Origin of the sequence: Pseudomonas sp. JV414, from assembly GCF_032424305.1 — a bacterium.
In the GTDB taxonomy this organism is placed as follows: Bacteria; Pseudomonadota; Gammaproteobacteria; order Pseudomonadales; family Pseudomonadaceae; genus Aquipseudomonas; species Aquipseudomonas lini.
Genome location: NZ_VYKC01000020.1, coordinates 217,701 through 241,979, shown reverse-complemented (window position 1 = coordinate 241,979; position 24,279 = coordinate 217,701). Strand labels below are relative to the sequence as shown.

18 protein-coding genes are annotated in these 24,279 nt (G+C 59.5%); 11 read left to right on the top strand and 7 right to left on the bottom strand.

Features of this window, described 5'->3' with window-relative positions; all coding sequences use genetic code 11:
* The first annotated feature begins 147 nt into the window (after positions 1-147).
* The 8 genes from glpD to F6R97_RS20740 all read left to right on the top strand — a co-directional run bounded on the left by glpD (position 148) and on the right by F6R97_RS20740 (position 9,178).
* Positions 148-1,686: a glycerol-3-phosphate dehydrogenase gene (gene glpD, locus F6R97_RS20775; protein WP_048395550.1), complete on the top strand. Its 1,539-nt coding sequence runs from the start codon at positions 148-150 to the stop codon at positions 1,684-1,686.
* Between the two features lie 447 nt (positions 1,687-2,133).
* Positions 2,134-3,048, top strand: coding sequence for a glutamate/aspartate ABC transporter substrate-binding protein (locus tag F6R97_RS20770; RefSeq protein ID WP_048395549.1), 915 nt, complete (start codon positions 2,134-2,136; stop codon positions 3,046-3,048).
* Positions 3,049-3,242: 194 nt separating this feature from the next.
* Entirely contained in the window at positions 3,243-3,989 is a 747-nt protein-coding gene (locus F6R97_RS20765) for an amino acid ABC transporter permease (protein WP_048395548.1), read from the top strand.
* A complete protein-coding gene (locus tag F6R97_RS20760; RefSeq protein WP_048395547.1) occupies positions 3,989-4,660 on the top strand; it encodes an amino acid ABC transporter permease in 672 nt (223 codons plus the stop codon). The genes F6R97_RS20765 and F6R97_RS20760 overlap by 1 nt, the downstream gene beginning before the upstream one ends.
* On the top strand, positions 4,657-5,391 hold the full coding sequence (locus F6R97_RS20755) for an amino acid ABC transporter ATP-binding protein (protein WP_038981857.1): 735 nt from the start codon (positions 4,657-4,659) through the stop codon (positions 5,389-5,391). Before F6R97_RS20760 ends, F6R97_RS20755 begins: the two co-directional genes overlap by 4 nt.
* A 222-nt stretch (positions 5,392-5,613) precedes the next feature.
* On the top strand, positions 5,614-7,515 hold the full coding sequence (locus tag F6R97_RS20750) for a sensor histidine kinase (protein ID WP_050682196.1): 1,902 nt from the start codon (positions 5,614-5,616) through the stop codon (positions 7,513-7,515).
* Positions 7,512-8,840 carry a sigma-54-dependent transcriptional regulator gene (locus F6R97_RS20745; protein WP_048395545.1) on the top strand — a complete coding sequence of 443 codons (1,329 nt, stop codon included), beginning with the start codon at positions 7,512-7,514 and terminating at the stop codon, positions 8,838-8,840. The genes F6R97_RS20750 and F6R97_RS20745 overlap by 4 nt, the downstream gene beginning before the upstream one ends.
* Before the next feature lie 8 nt (positions 8,841-8,848).
* Positions 8,849-9,178: a GlpM family protein gene (locus F6R97_RS20740; protein WP_315867088.1), complete on the top strand. Its 330-nt coding sequence runs from the start codon at positions 8,849-8,851 to the stop codon at positions 9,176-9,178.
* 141 nt (positions 9,179-9,319) lie between these two features.
* Here the strand turns inward: F6R97_RS20740 and F6R97_RS20735 are convergent, their stop codons facing one another.
* The 3 genes from F6R97_RS20735 to F6R97_RS20725 all read right to left on the bottom strand — a co-directional run bounded on the left by F6R97_RS20735 (position 9,320) and on the right by F6R97_RS20725 (position 11,681).
* The gene (locus tag F6R97_RS20735; protein WP_315867012.1) at positions 9,320-10,228 is read right to left on the bottom strand and encodes a hypothetical protein; all 909 of its coding nucleotides are present in this window, start codon (positions 10,226-10,228) and stop codon (positions 9,320-9,322) included.
* Entirely contained in the window at positions 10,225-10,920 is a 696-nt protein-coding gene (locus F6R97_RS20730) for a hypothetical protein (protein WP_038981848.1), read from the bottom strand. The genes F6R97_RS20735 and F6R97_RS20730 overlap by 4 nt, the downstream gene beginning before the upstream one ends.
* 95 nt (positions 10,921-11,015) lie before the next feature.
* Complete coding sequence (locus F6R97_RS20725) at positions 11,016-11,681, bottom strand: DsbA family oxidoreductase (RefSeq protein ID WP_315867011.1); 666 nt, start codon at positions 11,679-11,681, stop codon at positions 11,016-11,018.
* A 542-nt stretch (positions 11,682-12,223) separates the two neighbouring features.
* On the opposite strand from F6R97_RS20725, the gene F6R97_RS20715 reads away from it, so the two are divergent.
* A complete protein-coding gene (locus F6R97_RS20715) occupies positions 12,224-12,580 on the top strand; it encodes a DUF6124 family protein (RefSeq protein WP_038981845.1) in 357 nt (118 codons plus the stop codon).
* Between the two features lie 152 nt (positions 12,581-12,732).
* On the opposite strand, the gene F6R97_RS20710 is transcribed toward F6R97_RS20715, so the two are convergent.
* Positions 12,733-13,767 (bottom strand): alpha/beta fold hydrolase, encoded by a 1,035-nt coding sequence (locus F6R97_RS20710; RefSeq protein ID WP_050682195.1) that lies wholly within the window; start codon positions 13,765-13,767, stop codon positions 12,733-12,735.
* Positions 13,768-14,061: 294 nt separating this feature from the next.
* On the opposite strand from F6R97_RS20710, the gene F6R97_RS20705 reads away from it, so the two are divergent.
* Positions 14,062-19,623 carry a dermonecrotic toxin domain-containing protein gene (locus F6R97_RS20705; RefSeq protein ID WP_315867010.1) on the top strand — a complete coding sequence of 1,854 codons (5,562 nt, stop codon included), beginning with the start codon at positions 14,062-14,064 and terminating at the stop codon, positions 19,621-19,623.
* Between the two features lie 46 nt (positions 19,624-19,669).
* Here the strand turns inward: F6R97_RS20705 and metE are convergent, their stop codons facing one another.
* Positions 19,670-21,982, bottom strand: coding sequence for a 5-methyltetrahydropteroyltriglutamate--homocysteine S-methyltransferase (gene metE, locus F6R97_RS20700; RefSeq protein ID WP_315867009.1), 2,313 nt, complete (start codon positions 21,980-21,982; stop codon positions 19,670-19,672).
* Between the two features lie 120 nt (positions 21,983-22,102).
* Here metE and metR point away from each other — a divergent pair, with 120 nt between their 5' ends.
* On the top strand, positions 22,103-23,020 hold the full coding sequence (metR, locus tag F6R97_RS20695) for a transcriptional regulator MetR (protein WP_048395534.1): 918 nt from the start codon (positions 22,103-22,105) through the stop codon (positions 23,018-23,020).
* Positions 23,021-23,120: 100 nt separating this feature from the next.
* On the opposite strand, the gene F6R97_RS20690 is transcribed toward metR, so the two are convergent.
* Positions 23,121-23,633: a GNAT family N-acetyltransferase gene (locus F6R97_RS20690; protein ID WP_038981835.1), complete on the bottom strand. Its 513-nt coding sequence runs from the start codon at positions 23,631-23,633 to the stop codon at positions 23,121-23,123.
* A 2-nt stretch (positions 23,634-23,635) separates the two neighbouring features.
* A complete protein-coding gene (locus F6R97_RS20685) occupies positions 23,636-24,274 on the bottom strand; it encodes a LysE family translocator (RefSeq protein WP_038981833.1) in 639 nt (212 codons plus the stop codon).
* Between the last annotated feature and the right edge of the window lie 5 nt (positions 24,275-24,279).

The window sequence follows — 24,279 nt, the reverse complement described above, 5'->3', positions numbered from 1 at the left end:
TTCGTAAATTTTCCTTTAACCGCCCTTCGATCAGTATTTTCAATCGAAGTTGACTGGCTGTGGGCGTCTTTATGGGCTAATATTTTCGCAAATGAACATTAATGTTCGAATTCAAATATATAATTTCAAAAAACCCGAGGCCAGCCGATGCCCACTTCTACCTTGCCTACGCCCCCTCTCGCCGAGGTTTACGATATCGCCGTCATCGGTGGTGGGATCAATGGCGTGGGGATCGCAGCGGATGCCGCCGGTCGCGGTCTTTCGGTATTCCTTTGCGAAAAGGATGACCTGGCCAGCCACACTTCGTCCGCCAGCAGCAAGCTGATCCATGGCGGCCTGCGCTACCTCGAACATTACGAATTTCGCCTGGTACGCGAAGCCCTCGCCGAGCGTGAAGTGCTGCTGACCAAGGCGCCGCACATCGTCAAACAGATGCGTTTCGTGCTGCCGCACCGCCCGCACCTGCGTCCGGCCTGGATGATCCGTGCCGGCCTGTTCCTTTATGATCACCTCGGCAAACGGGAAAAACTCGAAGGCTCGAAAAGCCTCAAGTTCGGCCCGGACAGCCCACTGAAAAGCGAAATCACCAAAGGCTTCGAATACTCCGATTGCTGGGTCGATGACGCACGCCTGGTTGTACTGAACGCCATGGCCGCCCGCGAGAAAGGCGCTCACGTCCATACCCAAACCCGTTGCGTCAGTGCCCGTCGCACCAAGGGCCTGTGGCACCTGAATCTGGAACGCGCCGATGGCAGCCTGTTTTCGATCCGCGCCAAAGCGCTGGTGAATGCAGCCGGCCCGTGGGTCGCCAAGTTCATCCGTGACGACCTGAAGATGGAATCGCCCTATGGCATCCGTCTGATCCAGGGCAGCCACCTGATCGTGCCGAAACTATATGAAGGCGAACACGCGCATATTCTGCAAAACGAAGATCAGCGCATCGTGTTCACCATTCCTTACCTGAACCACTTCACCCTGATCGGCACCACCGACCGCGAGTACACCGGCGACCCGGCTGCCGTTGCAATCACTGAAAGCGAAACCGATTACCTGCTCAAAGTGGTCAACGCTCACTTCAAAAAGCAACTCAGCCGCGACGACATCCTGCACAGCTATTCCGGCGTGCGTCCGCTGTGCAACGACGAATCCGACAACCCGTCAGCCGTCACCCGCGATTACACATTGGCGTTGTCGGGCAGTGGCGAAGAAGCGCCGTTGTTGTCAGTGTTCGGCGGCAAACTGACGACTTACCGCAAATTGGCCGAGTCGGCGCTGGCGCAACTGGCTCCGTACTTCACGCACATCAAGCCAAGCTGGACCGCCAGCGCCACCCTGCCTGGCGGTGAAGACATGACCACTCCACAGGCCTTGAGGTCGCGGATCCGCGACAAGTTCGACTGGGTGCCCACCGAAATCGCCCGACGCTGGGCCACTACTTACGGCAGCCGCACCTGGCGCATGCTCGAAGGAGTGGAAGGCCTCAGTGATCTGGGCGAACACATCGGCGGCGGTCTCTACACCCGCGAAGTCGATTACCTGTGCAGCGAAGAGTGGGCGACCACCGCCCACGACATTCTGTGGCGCCGCAGCAAGCTCGGGCTGTTCACCACCCCGGCGGAACAGCAAAAGCTCAAGGATTACCTGAACAAGGTCGAACAGAACCGCAGCAAGATCGAAGCGGCCTGATCGGGAATCCGGTTGAACCCAAGCCCCTGAATCGAAAGGTTCAGGGGCTTTTTGCATTCTAGAGAACACCATTGATCAACTGTGGGAGCGGGCTTGCTCGCGAAGACTGACTAACATTCAACATCTCCGTCGGCTGATAGAACGCTTTCGCGAGCAAGCCCGCTCCCACAGGGTTTGAGTAAAATCCAAGATTGTATTCGGTTTTCCGAACGCGACTTGTCGGTCGATTCGGTTAACCGGATTACTGATCATGAAAAAACACGCCACAAATATTTAATACCCTTATAAATCAATAAGTTGATCTATATCGCCTGGCCTGGCACGAGTCATGCTCTACACTCTTGAACGAATGCCTGTTGTGCCAACACTTCAGGAGCCGTCAGGCATTCGAAGCACCAATAGGCCGATGAACTGGCTCCATATAAAAACAATGTCGAGGAAAATTTGATGCGCATCGTTCCCCATATCCTGGGCGCAGCCATTGCTGCCGCTCTGATTAGCACTCCAGTTTTCGCCGCCGAACTCACCGGCACACTGAAGAAGATCAAAGAGTCCGGCACCATCACCCTCGGGCATCGTGACGCTTCCATTCCGTTTTCCTACATCGCGGACGCTTCCGGCAAACCGGTTGGCTACTCCCACGATATCCAACTGAAAATCGTCGAAGCCATCAAGAAAGACCTGGACATGCCCAACCTCCAGGTCAAATACAACCTGGTGACCTCGCAAACCCGTATCCCGCTGGTGCAGAACGGCACCGTGGACGTCGAGTGCGGCTCCACCACCAACAACGTCGAACGTCAGCAGCAAGTTGACTTCTCCGTCGGCATCTTCGAAATCGGCACCAAGCTGCTGTCCAAGAAAGATTCCCCGTACAAAGACTTTGCCGACCTCAAAGGCAAGAACGTCGTGACCACCGCGGGCACCACGTCCGAGCGCATCCTCAAGTCGATGAACGCCGACAAGCAGATGGGCATGAACGTGATCTCCGCCAAAGACCATGGCGAGTCCTTCCAGATGCTGGAAACCGGCCGTGCCGTGGCTTTCATGATGGACGACGCCTTGCTGGCCGGTGAAATGGCCAAGGCCAAGAAGCCGACTGACTGGGCCGTGACCGGGACTGCGCAGTCCAATGAGATTTACGGCTGCATGGTTCGCAAGGGCGACGCACCGTTCAAGAAAGCTGTCGACGACGCCATCATCGCGACCTACAAGTCCGGCGAGATCAACAAGATCTACGAAAAATGGTTCATGCAGCCAATCCCGCCAAAAGGCCTGAACCTGATGTTCCCGATGAGCGAAGAGCTCAAGGGCCTGATCGCCAATCCAACCGACAAAGCGGCTGACGAAAAGAAATCCTGATTTCTGACTAACCTTATCCCTTGAGAGGGCCTCTGCCCTTTCAGGGGGTTGTCATTCCCTGCTGGCATTTCTGGAAAACACTCGAACCGGTGGCTGTCGAGCCGCTCGTGTGTGCCTGATCTTCAAGGTCGGGCGGGAACGGAGCTTCCCCAGGCGGGCATTTGTAAATCGAACGAATCCGAGGGGAGACCCTAATGAATTACAACTGGGACTGGGGCGTGTTCTTCAAGTCCACCGGCGTGGGCAGCGAGATTTATTTCGACTGGTACCTCTCCGGTTTGGGCTGGACCATCGCCATCGCCATCGCAGCCTGGATCATCGCGCTGCTGCTGGGCTCGATTCTGGGTGTCATGCGCACGGTACCGAATCGCATCGTATCGGGTATCGCGACCTGCTACGTCGAACTCTTCCGTAACGTGCCACTGCTGGTTCAACTGTTCATCTGGTACTTCCTGGTGCCCGACCTGCTGCCTGCGGACATCCAGGAGTGGTACAAACAGGATCTCAACCCGACCACCTCGGCCTTCCTCAGTGTCGTCGTGTGCCTGGGTCTGTTCACCACCGCTCGGGTTTGCGAACAAGTGCGCACCGGTATCCAGGCGCTGCCTCGCGGCCAGGAATCCGCTGCCCGTGCCATGGGTTTCAAGCTGCCGCAGATCTACTGGAACGTGCTGCTGCCCCAGGCTTACCGCATCATTATTCCGCCGCTTACCTCGGAATTCCTGAACGTATTCAAGAACTCGTCCGTGGCCTCGCTGATCGGCCTGATGGAGCTGCTCGCGCAGACCAAACAGACCGCCGAGTTCTCCGCCAACCTGTTCGAAGCCTTCACCCTGGCAACGCTGATCTACTTCACCCTGAACATGGGCCTGATGCTGGTGATGCGTGGGGTCGAGAAGAAAGTCGCCGTACCGGGCCTGATCTCCGTAGGGGGTAAATGATGGAATTCGACTTCTCGGGCATCATCCCGTCCTTGCCGGGTTTGTGGAACGGCATGGTCATGACCCTGCAACTGATGGCGCTGGGCGTCGTCGGCGGGATCATCCTCGGCACGATCCTGGCACTGATGCGCCTGTCCCACAGCAAACTGCTGTCGAACATCGCCGGCGCCTACGTTAACTACTTCCGCTCGATTCCATTGCTGCTGGTCATCACCTGGTTCTACCTGGCGGTGCCGTTCGTACTACGCTGGATCACCGGCGAAGACACTCCGATCGGCGCGTTCGCCTCCTGCATCGTGGCGTTCATGATGTTCGAAGCGGCGTACTTCTGCGAAATCGTCCGGGCCGGCGTGCAGTCGATTCCCAAAGGCCAGATGGCGGCTGCCCAGGCCATGGGCATGACTTACGGCCAGATGATGCGGTTGATCATCCTGCCGCAAGCGTTCCGCAAGATGACCCCGCTGTTGCTGCAACAGAGCATCATCCTGTTTCAAGACACCTCGCTGGTTTACGCGGTGGGCCTGGTGGACTTCCTCAATGCCTCGCGCGCCAGTGGCGACATCATCGGCCGCTCCAATGAGTTCCTGATCTTCGCCGGTTTCACATACTTCATCATCAGCTTTGCCGCCTCGCAGCTGGTCAAGCGTCTGCAAAAAAGGTTTGCCGTATGATCTCTATCAAGAATGTCAACAAGTGGTATGGCGACTTCCAGGTACTGACTGACTGCAGCACCGAGGTCAAAAAAGGCGAAGTGATCGTGGTGTGCGGGCCATCCGGTTCCGGCAAGTCCACCCTGATCAAATGCGTCAACGCGCTGGAACCGTTCCAGAAAGGCGACGTGATCGTCGATGGCACGTCCATCGCCGACCCGAAGACCAATCTGCCAAAACTGCGTTCGCGCGTCGGCATGGTGTTCCAGCATTTCGAACTGTTCCCGCACCTGAGCATCATGGATAACCTGACCATCGCGCAAATCAAGGTGCTGGGCCGCAGCAAGGAAGAAGCCAGCAAAAAAGCCCTGCAACTGCTTGAGCGTGTAGGCCTCTCCGCCCATGCCAAAAAGCACCCGGGCCAACTCTCCGGTGGTCAGCAACAGCGTGTGGCGATTGCCCGTGCGCTGGCGATGGATCCGATCGTCATGCTGTTCGACGAACCGACCTCGGCGCTGGACCCGGAAATGGTCAACGAAGTACTCGACGTGATGGTGCAACTGGCCCACGAAGGCATGACCATGATGTGCGTGACCCACGAAATGGGCTTCGCCCGTAAAGTGGCGGACCGGGTGATCTTCATGGACCAGGGCAAGATCATCGAAGACTGCAAGAAAGAAGAGTTCTTCGGCGACATCAATGCCCGTGCCGAGCGTACACAGCACTTCCTTGCGAAAATTTTGCAGCACTAAGAACGGCACCGCTCCCCAACTAATGTGGGAGCGGACTTGTGTGGGAGTGAACCGCTTTTCGTAGGAGCCAGGCTTGCCGGCGAAAGCGCACTTAAGGACGCCTTCGCCGGCAAGCCTGGCTCCTACGGTCCCATTGGGTTTGCCCCCTCACCACACCCCGCTCCCACAGGGGGCTCGTGGGTATATGGATATTTGTGTTGTGGTTGACCCAAGGCATCTGTGATGAAATGCGACTCCACTCTCTATCGCGCCGCGCCGCCATCACTCGCCGTGAAACCCCGTTTGATTCGCCATCTGTTCCTGCCGCCGCTGGTCATCGCCCTGATGATCGGATTGGGTTACATCGGCTTCTGGGTCAGTGAACACTACGGAATTCGCGGCCTCAGCGAGAATGGCCAGCGTCAGTTGGAACTGCACGCCCGCGCCGTCGAGAGCGAGATCAGCAAGTACACCTACCTGCCCAGCCTGCTGGAACTCGAATCCAGTGTTTCCAAGCTGCTGGCCGACACGTCGCCGGAACACCGGCAGACGGTCAACGAATACCTTGAAGGCCTGAACCGGCGTAGCCGCAGTCGGGCCATTTATGTGATGGACACCACCGGTCGCGTACTGGCCACCAGCAACTGGCGCGATGTCGACAGTTATCTAGGTGAGGACCTGTCCTTCCGCGCCTATTTCCAGAACGCCGTGCGCGGTCAGCCTGGGCGTTTCTACGGCATCGGCAGCACCAGCGGCGAACCTGGCTATTACCTGGCGCACGGGCTGGAAGAGCACGGCAAGATCATCGGCGTCGCCGTGGTCAAGGTCCGCCTCGAAGCCATGGAAGAACGCTGGCAGCGTGCGCGCCTGGAAGCCTTCGTCAGCGACGAGAACGGCATCATCATTCTCTCCAGCGATCCGGCGCGACGGCTTAAATCGGTTGTGCCATTGAGCGAGGAAACCAAGGAAAAACTGGCCCGCAGCCTGCAGTATTACTGGTTTCCACTGAACGAACTGCAACCGCTGGCGCGGGAGAAACTGGCCGAAGGCGAGGAAAAACTGACCTTCCCCGCCAACAGCGAATTGGTGTCCGATGAAGAGAACATCAGCTACCTCTCGCAAACCCGGCCGCTGAGCGATACCCCGTGGAACTTCACCCTGCTCACGCCCCTGCAAGACCTGCGGCGTGAAGCGATCAATCAGGGGATTCTGGTGGCGGTGGCGTTTGCCCTGGTGGCGTTTCTGCTGATCGCCTGGAACGAGCGGCGCAAGGTGATCGCCACCCGCCTCGCGGCGCGGGAAGCCTTGCAGGAAGCCAACAATCAACTGGAGCGTCGGATTACCGAACGCACCACCGACCTGCGCGCCAGCAACGAACGGCTCAAGGGTCAGATCCGCGAACGTCGGCAGGCGGAAGAGACCTTGCGCCGCGCCCAGGACGAACTGGTCCAGGCCGGCAAACTGGCCGCCATCGGCCAGATGTCCACCAGCATCGCCCACGAATTGAACCAGCCGCTGGCCGCCTTGCGGACCTTGTCCGGCAATACCGTGCGCTTTCTGGAACGCGGTCAGCTGGATGTGGCCAGCACCAACCTCAAGACCATCAATGAACTGATCGACCGCATGGGCCGGATCACCGCCAGCCTGCGCTCCTTCGCCCGGCGCGGTGATGACAAGGGCCAGGCCAGCTTTGGCAAAGCCGTAGACGCCGCGCTGCAATTGCTGGGCGGCCGGATGGAAAGCGCTCATCTGCAATTGCATCGCGACCTCGAAGATGTGCAGGTGCAGATCGACCAGACCCGTCTGGAGCAAATCCTGGTCAACCTGATCGGCAATGCGCTCGACGCCATGCAGTCGCAGCCTCAGCCAGAGTTGTGGCTCGAAGCCGAGGAATTCGACGGCAAGTATCGCCTGCGGGTACGCGACAACGGTCACGGCATCGATGCCGAAGCGCGCAAGCATTTGTTCGAACCGTTCTTCACCACCAAACCCGGCGAACAGGGCCTGGGCCTCGGCCTGACCCTTTCAGCCAGCCTGGCCGCCGCCACCGGCGGGCATTTGGGTGTCGAACACCCCGCCAGCGGTGGCACCACCTTCGTCCTCAGTTTACCGTTGGTAAGCCCCACTCCCGCCGAGCCAATATGAACAACGACCTTAGTGTGCTGATCGTCGAAGACGACCCCCATGTCCTGCTCGGTTGCCAACAGGCGCTGACCCTGGAAGACATTCCCTGCGTGGGTGTCGGCAGCGCCGAAGAAGCGCTGGAGCGGGTCGGCGATAACTTCGCCGGCATTGTCATCAGCGACATCCGCCTGCCGGGCATCGATGGCCTGGAGCTGCTGACCCGGCTCAAGGCCCGCGATCGCAGCCTTCCGGTGGTGCTGATTACCGGCCACGGCGACATCTCGATGGCCGTCGGCGCGATGCAGAAAGGCGCCTATGACTTCATGGAGAAACCCTTCTCCCCGGAACGTTTAGTGGACGTCGCCCGCCGTGCGCTGGAGCAACGCAGCCTGGCGCGGGAAGTGTCGTCGTTACGTCGACAACTGTTCGAGCGCGATTCGCTCGAAGGCCGGATCATCGGGCGCTCGCCGGCCATGCAAAACCTGCGGGAACTGATCGCCAACGTCGCCGATACCTCGGCCAACGTGCTGATCGAAGGCGAGACCGGGACCGGTAAAGAACTGGTCGCGCGCTGCCTGCACGACTTCAGCCGTCGGCACACCAAACAGTTCGTCGCGCTGAACTGCGGTGGCCTGCCGGAGAACCTGTTCGAAAGCGAAATCTTCGGCCACGAGGCCAACGCCTTCACCGGTGCCGGCAAGCGGCGGATCGGCAAGATCGAACACGCCGACGGCGGCACGCTGTTCCTCGACGAAGTAGAAAGCATGCCGCTGCCGTTGCAGATCAAACTGCTGCGGGTGTTGCAGGAACGCACCCTTGAACGCCTGGGCTCGAACCAGAGCGTGGCGGTGGATTGCCGGGTGATCGCCGCGACCAAGTCCGATCTGGATCAATCGAGCAAGGCCGGCGAGTTTCGCAGCGACCTGTATTACCGCCTGAACGTGGTAACCCTGGAACTGCCGCCGCTGCGCGAACGCCGCGAAGACATCCTGCAATTGTTCGAACACTTTTTGCAGCAGTCATCCCTGCGCTTCGACCGCGCGGTGCCGGAGCTGGACAATCAGACCCTGTCGAACCTGATGAGCCACGACTGGCCCGGCAACGTGCGCGAATTGCGCAACGTCGCCGAGCGTTTCGCATTGGGCCTGCCGGCCTTCAAAAAATCCGGCACCAGCGGCAGTAATCAGGGCCTGGCCTTCGCCGAAGCGGTGGAAGCCTTCGAACGTAACCTGCTCAGCGACGCCTTGCAGCGCAGCGGCGGCAACCTGACCCAGGCCAGTCTGGAACTGGGGATGGCCAAGACCACACTGTTCGACAAAGTGAAGAAATACGGGCTGAGTCACTGATGGACCTGATGTTCAAAGCGACCCTGGGCGCGGCGGTGGTGGTGATTCTGGCCATGCTGGCCAAGACCAAAAACTATTACATCGCAGGCTTGGTGCCGCTGTTTCCGACCTTTGCGCTGATCGCTCATTACATCGTCGGCAAGGGGCGCTCGCTGGATGATCTGAAAACCACCATCGTGTTTGGCATGTGGTCGATCATTCCGTACTTCGTCTACCTGGCGACCTTGTATGTGATGGTCGACCGGATGCGGCTGGAGGCTTCGTTGGCGGTGGCTGCGGTGGCGTGGGTGATCGCGGCGACGGTGTTGGTCAGCGTGTGGATGCGCCTTCACGGCTGACGCGACAAAACACCCGTAGGAGCTGCCGCAGGCTGCGATCTTTTGATCTTGATTCTCGACGGCAACCAGATCGCAAAAGATCAAGATCAAAAGATCGCAGCCTGTGGCAGCTCCTACAGGGGTACGGGGCGAGTCCCTGGATTACTGTCCGTAAACCTTCTGCAACTGCGCTTGTGTCAACGCATCCTCAAACGGTACCGGCACCGACTTCACCGCGCCGTAGAGGTTGCGATAACGCCAATAGTTACCGTTGTTGGCCAGTTGATAACCACGCTCGACCACTCGCTGGCCATCAAGGATATAACGCAAGGTTTCCTGGGCTGCCGCTGGCGGTGCCGGTTGCATCAGGTCGGTGGACAAAACGCGCATCGACTCGTCGATACACTCGTCGAGCACGGCCGTGACCTTCGCCAAATCGAGGCTGCCGTCGTCAATGCACTGCTTGCCACAGCGCCGAATCGGCTGGCTGACGACTTCGATCCGCATGCGATACAGCGCCGAACCGGCAATGTCCTGAACCTGCACCTGATTGACCAGCACGAAACTGCCGCGATCGGGGGTAAGCATCAGTTTGGGCTCAATCACCAAACGCGCGGTGACCTGCCCTTCTCCTTGCTTGAACCCGGCCACTTGCGAAGCCTGTTGATAGCGCTTTTGTAGACGCTCCTGCAACGGAACACCTGCAAGCAAGTCAGCCATCGGTCGCGCCTCCTTGAGCGCGGTTTTTTCCGCATCGCGCTGCAAGCTGCCGCTGCCCATCTGGGTGTTGATCAGGCTGGCGATCAGCAAACCGGCAAGCCCGGCAGTGTTGCCCGAACTGGCCACCAGGTTATGACTCGACGACGCAGCCTTCAAGGCCGCCTGGGAGTCAATCACTGTGCTCGCACCGACAAAGGATTGCGGCAACTGCACATCGACCTTAAGCCCGTGGGCCTGGACGTAAGGCAAGGCACTCTGGTCCTTGAAACCGACCTCAGGGGCCGGTTTTTGCGCACACCCCGTCAGCATCAGCAGGGCCAGCGCGCCGACCACTATGGGCAGGCGCTTCATTGCGCGAACGGGGTAATCATTTGCTGACGGCTATTGTCCACAGCCTGATAAAACGCGTTGGACAGGTTGGTGTAGGTCGGTTCATCCCACTCGCCCTGAGCGGCTTGCGTCACGACAAAGGGTTTGAACCACAGCAGCTTGTTGTCCGCCAGATCGATCACCATACCCTGTCCGCCCACTTGCGCCATCGGCACGCTGGTCGGCACGACGCTGTAGTAGCTGCGGGTGGCACCGGTGGCATAGACATTCACCAATAGCAGACGATCGACACCGTAGGTCGCCTTGACCGGCTTCAGGTCCCGGGTCATGTAGCCTTCGCGGAAGTCGGTTTGCTTGTAGACCGACAGGTCGACTGGCTCATCGATCCGCTTCGCCTTGTAACCCTTGGCCTGCAGCTTGGCGACGATGGCATCCGGCAAGGTGTTGAGGTCACGTACTTGCCATTTTTCGACGTTGCTACTGAGCTTGCTGTTAACGCCTTTGTTGATAGCGAATTGCAGAAGCCCCTGATTGCCGGTCAACGCCAGCACCGGCTCCGGCACTACGGTGATCGCTACGCCGATGGTCGACTCTTTGGCATCCCAGAATTGGTGGTCCAGCGGCACTGGAGGTTGCACATGAGCACAGCCAGTGAGGGTCAGGCAGGCGAGCAACGTCAGCACTGCCCAAGTGCGTAGAACGTGAAGATTCATGGATCAAGTCCCTATGATTATTAACGATGCTGCTTATGTCGGCAGCCTCGGCAAAAACCGTAGTAGCACATTGATATATTTTCGACCCGCAGCCGTCAGTTGACCGTACCGCCCTTGGCTTCACTCATGATCTGGCGAATCGCACCGACAAACGTCTCCACCGGCTGCCCGCCACTGACGGCGTACTGCCCGTTGAACACTACCGTCGGCACTGAACTCACGCCGCGTGATAACCACAACTGTTCTTCCTCGCGAACCTCTTTGGCGAATTCGTCGGACGCCAGAATCTCCTCGGCCCGCTGCCGATTCAGCCCCACGCTTTCGGCGAGCTGCGCCAATTGCCCGTGATCGGACGGATTGCCGCCCTCGGTGAAATACGCCTTGAACAGTGCGTCTTTCAGGTTGAACTGCAACCCTTCCAGCCCCGCCCAATGCAGCAAGCGATGAGCATCGAAAGTGTTGTAGATACGGCTGTTGCCGTCCGTGCGAAAGGCAAACCCGACCTCGGCGCCGCGCGCGCGGATCATTTCGCGGTTCTTCTGCGATTGCTCAGGCGTCGAGCCGTACTTTTCGCTGATGTGTTCGGTGATGTTCTGGCCTTCGGGGCCCATCTTCGGGTTCAGTTCGAACGGCTGGAAACGGATCTCGGCCTGGACTTCGTCGCCGAGCAAATCCAGGGCGCGGGTCAGGCTATACAGACCGACGACGCACCAGGGGCAGGACACGTCGCTGACGAAATCGATTTTCAGGGGGGTACTCATCACACACCTCGCAGGCTTGGGTCGCGCCGGAAAGTTTGAACGATACACCTGACAGTCCGAAGTGGCAGCCATTCCACTATTCCACCTGTGGGAGCGGGCTTGCTCGCGAAGGCGTCGTGTCAGTCGATATCTGCTTTGACTGAAGCACCGCATTCGCGATCAAGCCCGCTCCCACAGGTTTTGGGGTGTTTGGAAGGGTGTGTTTAGTTCTGTTTAGCGTTACTTCCTGAAAGCTACAGCGCCTTGCGCCGTCGCCTACAACCACGTCAGAATCCGCCGGCTTGTGCGCCTGGAGGCCCGTCGGTAACTTGGTTCCTGTCACTGATTCCCAGTGATCGGGTTTAGTAGCCCGGCATTTCTTTCCGGTCGCATAAGTGTCATCCAGTCAGGCATTCGCCTGCACTTGATGGTGGCTGTGCGCATGGTGCCCTCGGGCGCGCCGGTTTTGACTGGAGGCCGGTCTACTAACTTGCGCACAGCTGCCTCCCCATTCCGTTTAGTAGCGAGATGAGTTGCAGCTCTACTAACAGGAGTTCCAGTTCATGTTCAAAATCACTCCAAACCCACCGGAAACCGACGACGTTTCCCCATACGAAACCCCAGGCTCCAAAAAGCTCAACGAAGCCGCCGACCGCGCCCTCGATTACTACCTCAAACCGGTCATTCCCAAAGACATCCCACGCAAACCCAGCACCCTTTACTCCGTCGCCCCCGGCGCCGATAACGAATCCCTGCTGGTCAACGCCTGCGAATCCCTGGCAGCGGCGAGCGTGATGTTGAGTGATTTCGCGGGGCTGGTGGACGGCCCGCAGCGCAACACCGTGCTCGGCATCCAGAACTCCGTCATGTTGGGTGAACTGGCGGTGAACCGGGTGCTTGATAACTTCGTTCCAACGTAATTGGCGACCTGACTGACCGATGAGGTTCCACTAACACAGAAGATCAAATGTGGGAGCGGGCTTGCTCGCGAAGGCGGTGTGTCAGTCGACATCTGCCTTGACTGATACACCGCCTTCGCGAGCAAGCCCGCTCCCACAATTGGATTTGGGTGTTATAGAAGATTGCGTTCGGTCACCGGATCAATCTGCGCCCAATGCGAGGTGTCTTCTCGATGGGCCTGCAAATACGGCAACACCGCCGCCAACAAAGGCACCTTGAACGCCTCTTGAAAACGATGCGCCAACCCCGGGATCAGCTTCAACTGACTGCCACGGATATGCGCCGCCAGGTGCACGCCATGCATCACCGGCAACAACGGATCGGCGGTGCCGTGAACCACCAGCGTCGGCACCCGCAATTGGTTGAGCAGCGCCACGCGGCTCCGTTCGGCGAGGATGGCCATGATCTGACGCTTCACGCCCTCCGGGTTGAACGCCCGGTCATAGGACTGCGCCGCCTGCTGCAACAACGCCTGCCGGTCATCGCTCACCGTCGGGCTACCCAATGCCGCCAGCAAATCGGCTTGTTGCTCCAGCGCCACTTCGCGATTCGGCGCGCCGCGTCGCGCGAGTAACTGCACCAGCGCCGCACTCGGCGCCGGCAAGCCTTCGGCACCCGAGCTGGTCATCAGCAGCGTCAGGCTCTCGACACGCTGCGGTGCCATGGCCGCCATATGCTGGGCGATCATCCCGCCCATGCTGGCGCCCAGTACGTGGAATTGTTTGACGTGCAAGGCATCCATCAGTCCAAAGGCATCGTCAGCCATGTCGGTCAGGGTGTACGGCGCCGATACCGGCAAACCGAGTTTGTAGCGCAGCACTTCGAAGGTCAGGTTGGCCTCGACAGGCGTCTGCCGCCAAGTCGAGAGACCCACATCGCGATTGTCATAGCGAATCACCCGAAAACCCTGCTGACACAGCGCAACCACCACCTCATCCGGCCAGTGAATCAACTGCCCGCCCAGGCCCATCACCAGCAACAACGCCGGATCCGAGGCACGTCCAATGCTCTGGTAGGCCAGGCTCACCTGCTCCAGATCGACCCGCTCGGTCGGAACATTGACATCGCACCGCGAAGCCGCCAGGGACGACAGGCTGAACAATAAAGCGGCCAGAAAGGTGGCCACCGATAAAAATAAGGCACGCATGAAAAACACCGAAACGCAGAACTCCAGTAGAGCGCGAGTCTGATGAAGTTTGTTCAAGCGCGCTGCCACAGTTACGTGACAGTTTGATGAAGATTGCCGAGCGGTCATCGACCCACACGGCCGAACGCGTTCGACCGTCGGCCATCGCTATTTAAAATGGGCCGTGGCGTGGACGTGGCGTTTGATAAGCGCACAACCCTATAACTATGTACCACCAGCCCCCCTCGCAACTGACCTCTAATGGCCTCGACGCCGGTACAACCCGGCCCTCTTGCCCTTTGGAGACCAGTCGCCATGCCCGACGCCCCCAAGCCCTTACTGGCCGATTTCGGCTTTTCCCACCCGCTTGCACCCAACCCCGATCAAAGCCTGTTACTGACAGCCTCGGAACGCTGGCGCGACTGTCGCCGACAGTGGCTCGAACTCATGGCGCAAAGTCCGGGCGCACGTGCCTCGATTACCCGTTTGCTCAAGGAACACTGGGACCTGGACGGAAATCGGGTCGGTCTGGGGTTCTTCACCACCAGCACCCGGCCGGAACACTTTGTCAGCCTGACCCACGCCTGCGCCTTTGTGCTGCAACAGCCTGCGGTCGAGGTTTCACTCAACGCGCGTTGCGTGGTGATCGGTCTTGCACGGGAACACCGCCTCTACGGCAAGTCCCCTTTCGAACTGCTCGAACAGCTGAAAACCCTGAACCCGGAGCGCCTGCTCAATCACGACTGGGAGCGCTGGTGGAGTGCCCGGGCGCCCGGGACCGCGGTATCGCGCAGAGCGCTGGCTATCCAGTTGTATCGCCAGCACATCGAAGCCTCCAGCCAGGTGGCCCATGCCCAGCGCACCTTGACGGCCGAGCAGATGAAACCCCTGCTGGCACTGATCGATCCCCCCAGCGGTTCCCCCCGGATGGCTATCAATCAGCTGGCGCTCAGGACTGACAGTCACCGTGTCGAGTTGCCCGGGGTTTTACTCATCAGCACCGAACAACCAGCCGCACAGTTGCTGTACCTGCCAGAGCAGCAACCGGCATGGAGGCACTTCCAGCACCGTCCTGAGATGGAAAACTGGCTGATCGCACACCCGCAAAACGCTATCGGAATGCCCCGGCTCGACGGCGTCAGTCTCGAATACACCCGCATCGTAACCACGCCGCTGGAGGTAGCCGCCGAACAGCTGATTGCACGGGTATCGGTCGACTGGATGAACAGTATTCGTCAGGGCAACGGCAGTGATATCGCCGAGCATGGCGCCGCCGCGATGGACGCCGCCGACCGACTGGATCGGCAATACCGCCAGGAAGCTGTTTTTGCCGAACCTGCCGAATTGCCGGCGGACATCATCAGCGAGGGAGAGACCGGCGACAGTGTTCCGCAGTTCGGCTTACTCACCCCCGACATTGCGCTGGACACCCGCCGGAAAGCCCTGGCATATCACTGCGCAGCCCTCGAAACCCTGCTTGGCAAAGACTTCGCGGGGGATCTGAATGATCCACGCCTGCAGAACCTGAAAAAACACCTCGACGCCTTGGCGGCAGCCGAACAGGCCAGCCACACCGCCGCATCTGCATTGCTGGACACCCGCGACGCGCTGAAGATGCTGGAACTGCGCCACGCATCGAATGCGCATTACACCGCGCTGTATCAGGCGCGGCTAGCGGGGTTGCGCAGCGAGGCAGAGATTCAATTGACCCTGAACCAGCTCAGCCCTGAAGAACACCGCTGGGTTCAAGCGGTTCTCGATGCTCCAGCCGCGCCGCGCAATGCAGATGTCGCGGTCGCACGGCTGACCCTGTCGGCCACCAAAGACGACGACGGCAACACTCAAACCGAGGAACTGGACGGCGTGCTGCTGATCACGCCCCCGTCCGTGCTGCGCGGTGTCGCGTCTCACAGTCTGTTGTTGTACTGGCCCGGCCGGTTCGGTGGCTTGCAGCGTTTCGCCTCTCGACAAGCACTGGAACAAGCACTGTTCAAACTGAGCGCCAACGACGAGGTATTGGCCTTGCACCTGAGCGAGTTGAGCGGCGACCCGTTCGAATATGCCCTGCAAAATCAGCTTTACCGCTGTGTACAGCAGGCGACACGACTGATTGCCGACAACCCCGTACCAGCCAAAACCCAGCAACGTACCGTGGCGTTGGAGAAACTGCGCGAACACACCCTCGCCCGTCTGACCGTGCCAATGCCCGCCGCGCGGGAACTGGCCTTCGCGCAACTCCTCGAGCAAAACCACAGCAGCGTCCTGGCTCAAGCACTGCCACAGTGGCTCGGCACACTGTCCGATGCTCGACGCTTGCAGTTCAAGCAACTGTTCAAGACTTACATTGCGGCGATGAAACGCTCCCATGAGTTACTCGAACGGGATCTGCCGCCACGGGATGATTTCAGCCAGAAACGCATCGACGTTCGCCTGCGTAAGGACTTCGCCCTCAAGCAAGGTTTTGAGGTAATGCTGGATCTGCCCGATTCAACTACCTGGCAGAAGGTCGTGACCGATGGCGCAGCACCGGGAACGCCTCAGAAGAATGTGCTGATAGCCAGTAAAAACCGCAGCAAGCTGTCCCTCACCGAACTGGCCCAAACCAATATCGATCAGGCGATGTGGTGGCGACTGTCGCTCATGCAGGTCGAGATCTCTACGGATGACGAGGCAGAACGCCAGAAGCTGAAAACCGGCATCACACAACCCTATCTGCGCAAACTGATCACCGAGATGGATCTGGCCGGACATTACGAGACACAGATCCGCCACGCTTTTCTGGGCGCCCCCACCGCTTCGGCCTTCGACCTTGAATATCGCCGTGAAAGCCTGACCGAGCCATGGCGCCAGATGCTGAAACTGCAAGGCGAGTTTGCCCTGTTGCAACAACAGATCGACGCCCATGGACGGCAAGTGCTGAATATCGCGATTGACACCAATACCTCACAAGCCTTTGCTGCCCAAAGCACGCGTATCGTGCTGCTGCCAGCCCATCTGACAGTGGGCGGTGAAGACACGCCGCATCAGGGCCCGAGCACTTTGTCTGGGGTCACCTTCATCGAGGAACAGGTCAGCGGCCTGACGCTGCTCTACCTGCCGGACAGCCCGGACGGTCTCCACCTGCGCCAATACGACACTCTTGAGCAGGCACGCCAAAACCTGTTCAACCTGTGCCTGCACACCAACATGGTCAACTATCTGGCCGGGCGTGCCTTGCATGGCGACTTCGCCCTTCACGTCAGTCGGATCAATCAGGCCTTGCTGCGAAACTTCGATGCGCTGATCGGCGTCGGCATGGCATGGCCGGCCACCACCTCACTGGCGGCGCATCTGCTCAATGCGCATATGGGGCGTTTGCTGCAAGCCCATCGAAGTACCTCACGCTCCAATGACGCCTTGTACCTGGAGCACTGCGCACTGAAGTCCGGCGCGATGTTCAATTATCTGAAAATGGCCCTGGGCATGGTGCCATTCGTGGGCACCGCCATTGCCTTGTATGACGCCTGGGGCAGCGCCAATCTGGCGGTCGCTGCTTTCCTGCGTGGCGATGTCGGTCATGGTCTGGCCGAGGTGGAGGCGGTGCTGTTGTCGTTGATCGACGCCGCCATGGATATTCTTCCGGGGGCCAATGCGGCTCCTGGTGCTGCCCGCGCGATAACGCGCCATCGTCAGTTACGCACAATGGCCAGAACGGCCGGTGCCTTGCAGGCGTCTTCGCGTCGACAGGCCCGCCGCGTCCTGGATTACTTTCACGGCTACGAATACGAACACCAAATTTCTCTGGCTGGATTGCAACCTGCCACACACGGCATCTATCGCAATGTCTATCGGCATGCCGACGGCGATTTCATGATCAGCCAAGGGCGTATCTACCGGATCGAGCTGAGTGATGCCCCTCGTGGCTGGCGTTTGCACGGCACCTGGGCCCGCGCCTATAAACAGCCGATCGCCCTCGATGAGGCCGGCAACTGGAACACCCACTATGCGGTGTATGGCACATTGATGGAGGGCGGCGGCGTGGGCGGCGGTGCGGCGCTCGGGCATCTGGCCGACGGCATGGATCCGCTCTGGCCAGCCGCCATCAGGCGTTGGCTACCCCGCTGGTGGACTGATCGCAACTTGCGCCGTCAACTGACTCTGACCAATACCGCCGACGCCTACATTCGGCGGCTCGATACCCAGACCCGCCGCACCAATGTTGCCATCGACAGCTATTACGCCAGCACACCGAGCCAGCGTCAGGCCTTGCGCGCACCTCTGGAAAGCGCCTGTGCCGCTGACATCGATGCCGCCCAAAACTGTTACCAAAACCTGGCTGACCTGTTGCCACTAAGCCATGGAAGAAAACGCACTCAGATAAAGGAATTGCAAAGCAGTAACGCCTGGGTCGTGGTCGATCGGACGGTGCACCGGATACAGTTCGGCAAAGAACGCCTGCTGGAACACCTCGACCGGATCGATGAACTGGTCACTCGTTCAGACACCACCCCCGTCAACGATACCGGCGCCCACTTGCGCCTGATGGAACAACGCAAGAACGTGCGCAAAGCCTTCCTCCAGGAATTTGATCAAGCGCATGCCGCCGTGGAGCAGGTCAATCTGTGGAATCGTCGAATCACCTACCGTGAGCACAAAGCCAGGATGGCGGCTGACGTAGCGACAGTGAACACGATGTTAAGCGAGACCAACTACCGTTACCTGAAAGCGGCTCACCTTCTGGAGATCATCACCCGTGTCGATGCCATCGATGACACCACCTGGGTTTATTTTCACGTTCAACTGAAACAGGCCCGTACTCAGGTCGGGCGTGCACTCTTCACCCAGCACAACCTGTCGGAAGTACGTGCCAGCCTGACCCAGCGCAACCGGGTATTCGAGGACTGCCTGGCGACCTACGCCGAGTTCCGCCGCAACCTGAAGGCGTGGACACTGGGCTACCCGCAACACCTGGATCTGGAGCAGATCACGCCGTTTCTGGACAGTCTGGCAAAGGTCGAAGAGTACGCGCGAAACGCCCTCGGGCATCGAGCCTCGATCACACCAACGGAGGGCACAACCGGCAAGAAGCTCTTTGAAACCGAAGACAATCGCCTGTTCGTCGGTGTCGAGCACACGGACACAGCTACTCGGCAAAAGCGCTTCACCATTGACGGTATCGACGGACGTACGGAAACCTGGCTACCGCGCTCCAGTGGCAAATACCACCTCAGTGAGCCCGCCGTGCCGGCGCAATCACCTCTGCCCTCGGATGTTCAACCGTTGCTGGCGGAAGCCAGAAAAAGACTCGCGACGGTGCCCACCTATAAAAACAAAGTCGACGGTTATGCCCGGCAAGACATGCTGCCAGTGGATCTGGAACACATGATGAGCTTGGAGGCTGCCGAATTATCGATGCGCGCCCAAGCCATCGAACGTCTCTCACCTCATGATCCGCTGGTGCTGCAATTGTCCGATCAGGCCCGAGACCTGGCGCGTGCCGGGCGTACCCTGCGCATCGAACAGTCCATGAACAGCAAAACCCCGACCGAGGGTTATCTGGACTACCTGCTGGAGCAACGGGTGGTGGACATCCGCAAGGAAGGCGCATTGCGCGATATTGGCAAGCGCCCGGACGGTCGACGGGATTTTCTGCAGGAGTATGAAGTTCGCGATTTGACCCGCCAGCCGCCGCAAACGCTGTGGTATGCGCACTTTCATTACCCCTCGGCGAAGTCGCCGTTCAACGACTTCGTCAAAGGTCATCTGAAATTGCCTGAGCAACGCAATCTGGGCCTGCAATGGCAGCAGGCTCAAGCCAGCAGCGGTGCTCAGGTGGAATCAATCTGGCGGGGCGACATCGGCAAACCGCTGGCGCACAAACATTTTCCACAGCTGTGAAGAACAACAACGGAGCGCCCGAAAGCGCTCCGTTGTCAGTCAGCTGTCAGGCCAGTTGACTGCGCAGCAGGCGTGCCGCCGCGACCATGTTTACCAACGCGGCTTCTGTTTCCGGCCATGCGCGGGTCTTCAACCCACAATCGGGATTGACCCACAACCGCTCGGCCGGAATCCGCTTCACCGCTTTGCTCATCAACGTCACCATCTCGGCCGTGTCCGGCACCCGTGGCGAGTGGATGTCATAGACGCCCGGGCCGATGTCGTTCGGGTAGTCGAACGCTTCGAAGGCCTCCAGCAGCTCCATGTCCGAGCGCGAGGTTTCGATGGTGATCACATCGGCGTCCATGGCTGCTATGGACTCAATTACGTCATTGAATTCGCTGTAGCACATGTGAGTGTGAATCTGGGTTTCGTCGCGCACGCCCGATGCACTCAGGCGGAAAGCTTCCACCGCCCAGTCGAGGTATTCCTGCCATTGCGCCCGGCGTAGCGGCAGCCCTTCCCGGAACGCGGCTTCGTCGATCTGCACAATCTTGATGCCGGCGTTTTCCAGATCCACCACTTCATCGCGCAAGGCCAGGGCCAGTTGCTGCGCCTGAACTTTGCGCGAGACGTCTTCGCGCGGGAACGACCACATCAGCATGGTCACAGGACCGGTGAGCATGCCTTTCATGACCTTGTCGGTCAGGCTTTGGGCATAGGTGATCCAGTCGACCGTCATCGGCTTCGGACGGCTCAGGTCGCCATAAATGATCGCCGGTTTGACGCAGCGCGAACCGTAGCTCTGAACCCAGCCGAAACGGGTGAAGGCATAACCTTCAAGCTGTTCGGCAAAGTACTCGACCATGTCGTTGCGCTCGGCTTCACCGTGAACCAGCACGTCCAGGCCCAGGCGTTCCTGGATTTGCACGGCGTGGCGGATTTCACTGTGCATGGCATCGGTGTAATCGTTGGCCGACAGCTTGCCTTGCTTGAAGGCCTGGCGCGCCAGACGGATCGAACCCGTCTGCGGGAACGAGCCAATGGTAGTGGTCGGGAACGCCGGCAGTTTCAGCCGTGCCTGTTGTTGTGCGATGCGTTTGGCAAACGGCGAGTGACGTTGGCTGTCCGCCGCGCCAATGGCGTTGATTCGGGCCTGAACATCCGCTTTGTGGATACGCGGAGATTGGGCGCGACTGGCCGCAATGGCGCGGCTTTCAGCCAGTGCGGCTTGTACCTTCGGCGCTTGCGGATCATTCAGGGCATCACGCAGCACGGCAATTTCACCGCACTTCTGCACAGCAAACGCCAGCCAGCTTTTCAGTTCCGGGTCGAGTTTTTCTTCACGGTCCAGGTCCACCGGGCTGTGCAGCAGCGAGCAGGAACTGCTGACCCACAAGTTATCGCCGAAGCGCTCTTGGGCCGGCTGCAGTTGCGCGAGGACTTGCTCCAGCTCGCAGCGCCAGACGTTGCGGCCGTTGACCAGACCCACCGAGAGAATCTTGTAGGTCGGCAGGCGATCCAGTACTTGGCCAAGTTGATCCGGCGCGCGCACCGCGTCGATGTGCAAGCCTTGCACCGGCAGGCTGACAGCCAGGCCGAGGTTGTCTTCCAGACCACTGAAGTAGGTCGCCACGAGCTTTTTCAGCGGCGAGTATTGGAGGATGTGATAGGCGCGCTCGAAGGCATTTTTCCAGGCCTGTGGCAGGTCGAGGGTGAGGATCGGTTCGTCGATCTGCACCCACTCCACACCTTGGGCGGCGAGGCGACCGAGGATTTCACCGTAGATCGGCAGCAGGCGCTCCAGCAGGTCGAGTTTGTCGAAGCCATCACCCTTTGCCTTGCCCAGCCACAGATAGGTCAACGGGCCAATGATTACCGGTTTGACGTTGTGGCCCAGGGCTTTGGCTTCGTCGACTTCATCGAACAGCTGTTCCCAGCTCAGTTTGAATTGTTGGTCTGCGGTGAACTCCGGGACCAGATAGTGGTAGTTGGTGTCGAACCACTTGGTCAGTTCCTGAGCATATTGCGCCTTGCCATGTTCACCGCCGCAGCAGGCCGCGCTAGCGCCACGGGCCATGGCGAACAGCGTGTCCAGCGTCGGTAGGCCGCGGGAATCTTTGGCACTGTCGAAGCGCTCGGGGATGACACCGAAGGTCAGGGAATGAGTCAGTACCTGGTCGTACCAGGCGAAGTCGCCCACGGGCAGCAGGTCGATGCCGGCGTCTTTCTGCAATTGCCAGTGGGTGGCGCGCAGTTGGCGGCCGACACTTTTCAATGCGTCCTGGTCAAGATCGCCCTTCCAGTAAGATTCGAGGGCTTTTTTCAATTCGCGGTCTGCGCCGATGCGCGGGAAACCAAGCGTGTGGGCCTTAGCCATGGTGAAATTTCTCTCTATAAAAGATGCTGTAAAAGATGGTGCTATTGTCGACAGCCCACCCAACATGAGACAAACTCAACCTTTTCGTGTTGATCACAAGTTTTCCTCATGGAGCCCCCGGTGCTTGAAATCCGTCACCTGAAAACCCTGCACGCTTTGCGCGAAGCCGACAGCCTGGTGGATGCGGCCGACCGCCTGCACCTGACCCAGTCGGCGCTGTCCCACCAGTTCAAGGAACTGGAAGAGCGCATGGGTATGCAGCTGTTCGTGCGCAAGACCAAACCGGTGCGCTTCACCAGTGCCGGCTTGCGCCTGCTGCAACTGGCCGACGCCACCCTGCCGTTGCTGCGCGGCGCCGAGCGAGACATTGCACGGCTGGCCGGCGGCACTGCGGGGCGTTTACACATGGCGATCGAGTGCCACAGTTGCTTTCAGTGGCTGATGCCGACCATCGACCAGTTCCGCGATGCCTGGCCGGAAGTCGAGCTGGACCTGGCCTCGGGGTTCTCCTTCGCCCCTCTGCCGGCGCTGGCCCGGGGCGATCTGGACCTGGTGGTGACCTCCGACCCGCTGGAACTGGTCGGGATCACTTACGTGCCGTTGTTCACCTACGAAGCCATGCTTGCGGTGGCAAATCAGCACCGCTTGGCGAGCAAGCCGTACATCGTGCCCGAAGATTTGCTGACGGAAACCTTGATCACCTACCCGGTGGAGCGCGATCGGCTGGACATCTTCACCCGCTTCCTGGAACCGGCTGACATCGAACCGGCCCAGGTGCGCACGTCGGAACTGACGGTGATGATGATGCAACTGGTGGCCAGCGGTCGCGGTGTCTGCGGCATGCCTCATTGGGCGCTGCATGAATACAGTTCACGGGGTTATGTGAAGGCCAAGCGACTGGGCGAGAAAGGCTTGTTCGCGACGCTCTACGCCGGGATTCGCGCCGACATGCTGGACGCGCCATACATGCGCGACTTCTTGCTGACGGCCAAGGACACGTCGTTTTCGACGCTGGATGGGGTTAGTGCCGTCCGATAGAACACCACCCCCCTGTAGGAGCGAGGCTTGCCCGCGAAAGCGGTGTGTCAGCCGACATCAATGCTGAATATGAAACCGCCTTCGCGGGCAAGCCTCGCTCCTACAAAGGCTCAGTGGTGAGCTCGCGCCACATATGGATCTTGTCGAAGTAATCTTCGCCGACTCGCACCGCCAAGGGTTCCAGGCCGAACTGCACGAAGCCGCAACGCTGATACAGTTTGAACGCAGCTTCATTGCCGGCGGTGACGGTCAACTGGATCAGCCGCAGGCCCTGATGGGTCTGCGCTTCGGCCAACGCTGCCTGAACCAGTTGATAACCGAGACCGCGCTGCCGAACCTCCTTCGAAACATACATGCCAAACAATGTCGCCTTGTGCCGGGCCTTTTCCCGAGACTCGAAGGCCAGGCCGACGATGCCCGCCAGTTTCCCTTCCTCAAACGCCCCAAGTACCCGGTCCAGCTTGCTGGTCAGGCGCGATTCCCACCAACTCAGCGGCATCACGGCGCGCTCGCGCACGCTGGAAGTGAACGCCTGGGGATGCAAGTCATAGGCCTCAAGCATCAGCGCCCGGTAATCCAGGGCATGGCTGGCATCAAGCCGTCCAATCCACATCTTCAGGCCACTCGCCGCTGCTCAAGCATCAACCGCACTGCCAGCCCGGACAGCACGAAGCCCATGAAGTAACGCTGCATCGCCAGCCAGTTCGGGTTATTGACGAACCAGGACGCGATGCCCGCGGCAAACAACGCGATCAGCAGGTTGACGCTGAAGCTCACGCTGATCTGGGTCAGGCCGAGGAGGATGCTCTGGGTGAACACCGAACCGTGCTCAGGGGTAATGAACTGCGGAAACACCGACAGGTAAAACACCGCAATCTTCGGGTTCAGAGCGCTGGTGAGAAAGCCCATGGTGATCAACTTGCGCGACGAATCCGCCGGCAACTGCTGCGCCTCGAACGGCGAACGCGCACCGGGCTTGACCGCCTGCCAGGCCAGCCACAACAGGTACAAAGCGCCGGCCCATTTCAACACTTCATAAGCCATCGGCACTGCCACGAACACCGCGGTCAAACCCGCGGCGGCCGCGAACAGGTGCACTAAAAACCCCGCGACCACGCCCAGCAACGAAGTCACCCCGGCCTTACGCCCCTGGCAGATTGAACGAGAGATCAGGTAGATCATGTTCGGCCCGGGCGTGAGCACCATCAGCAACGCCGCGGCGGCGAAAATCAACAAGTCTTGAAGCGGGATCATGGGCA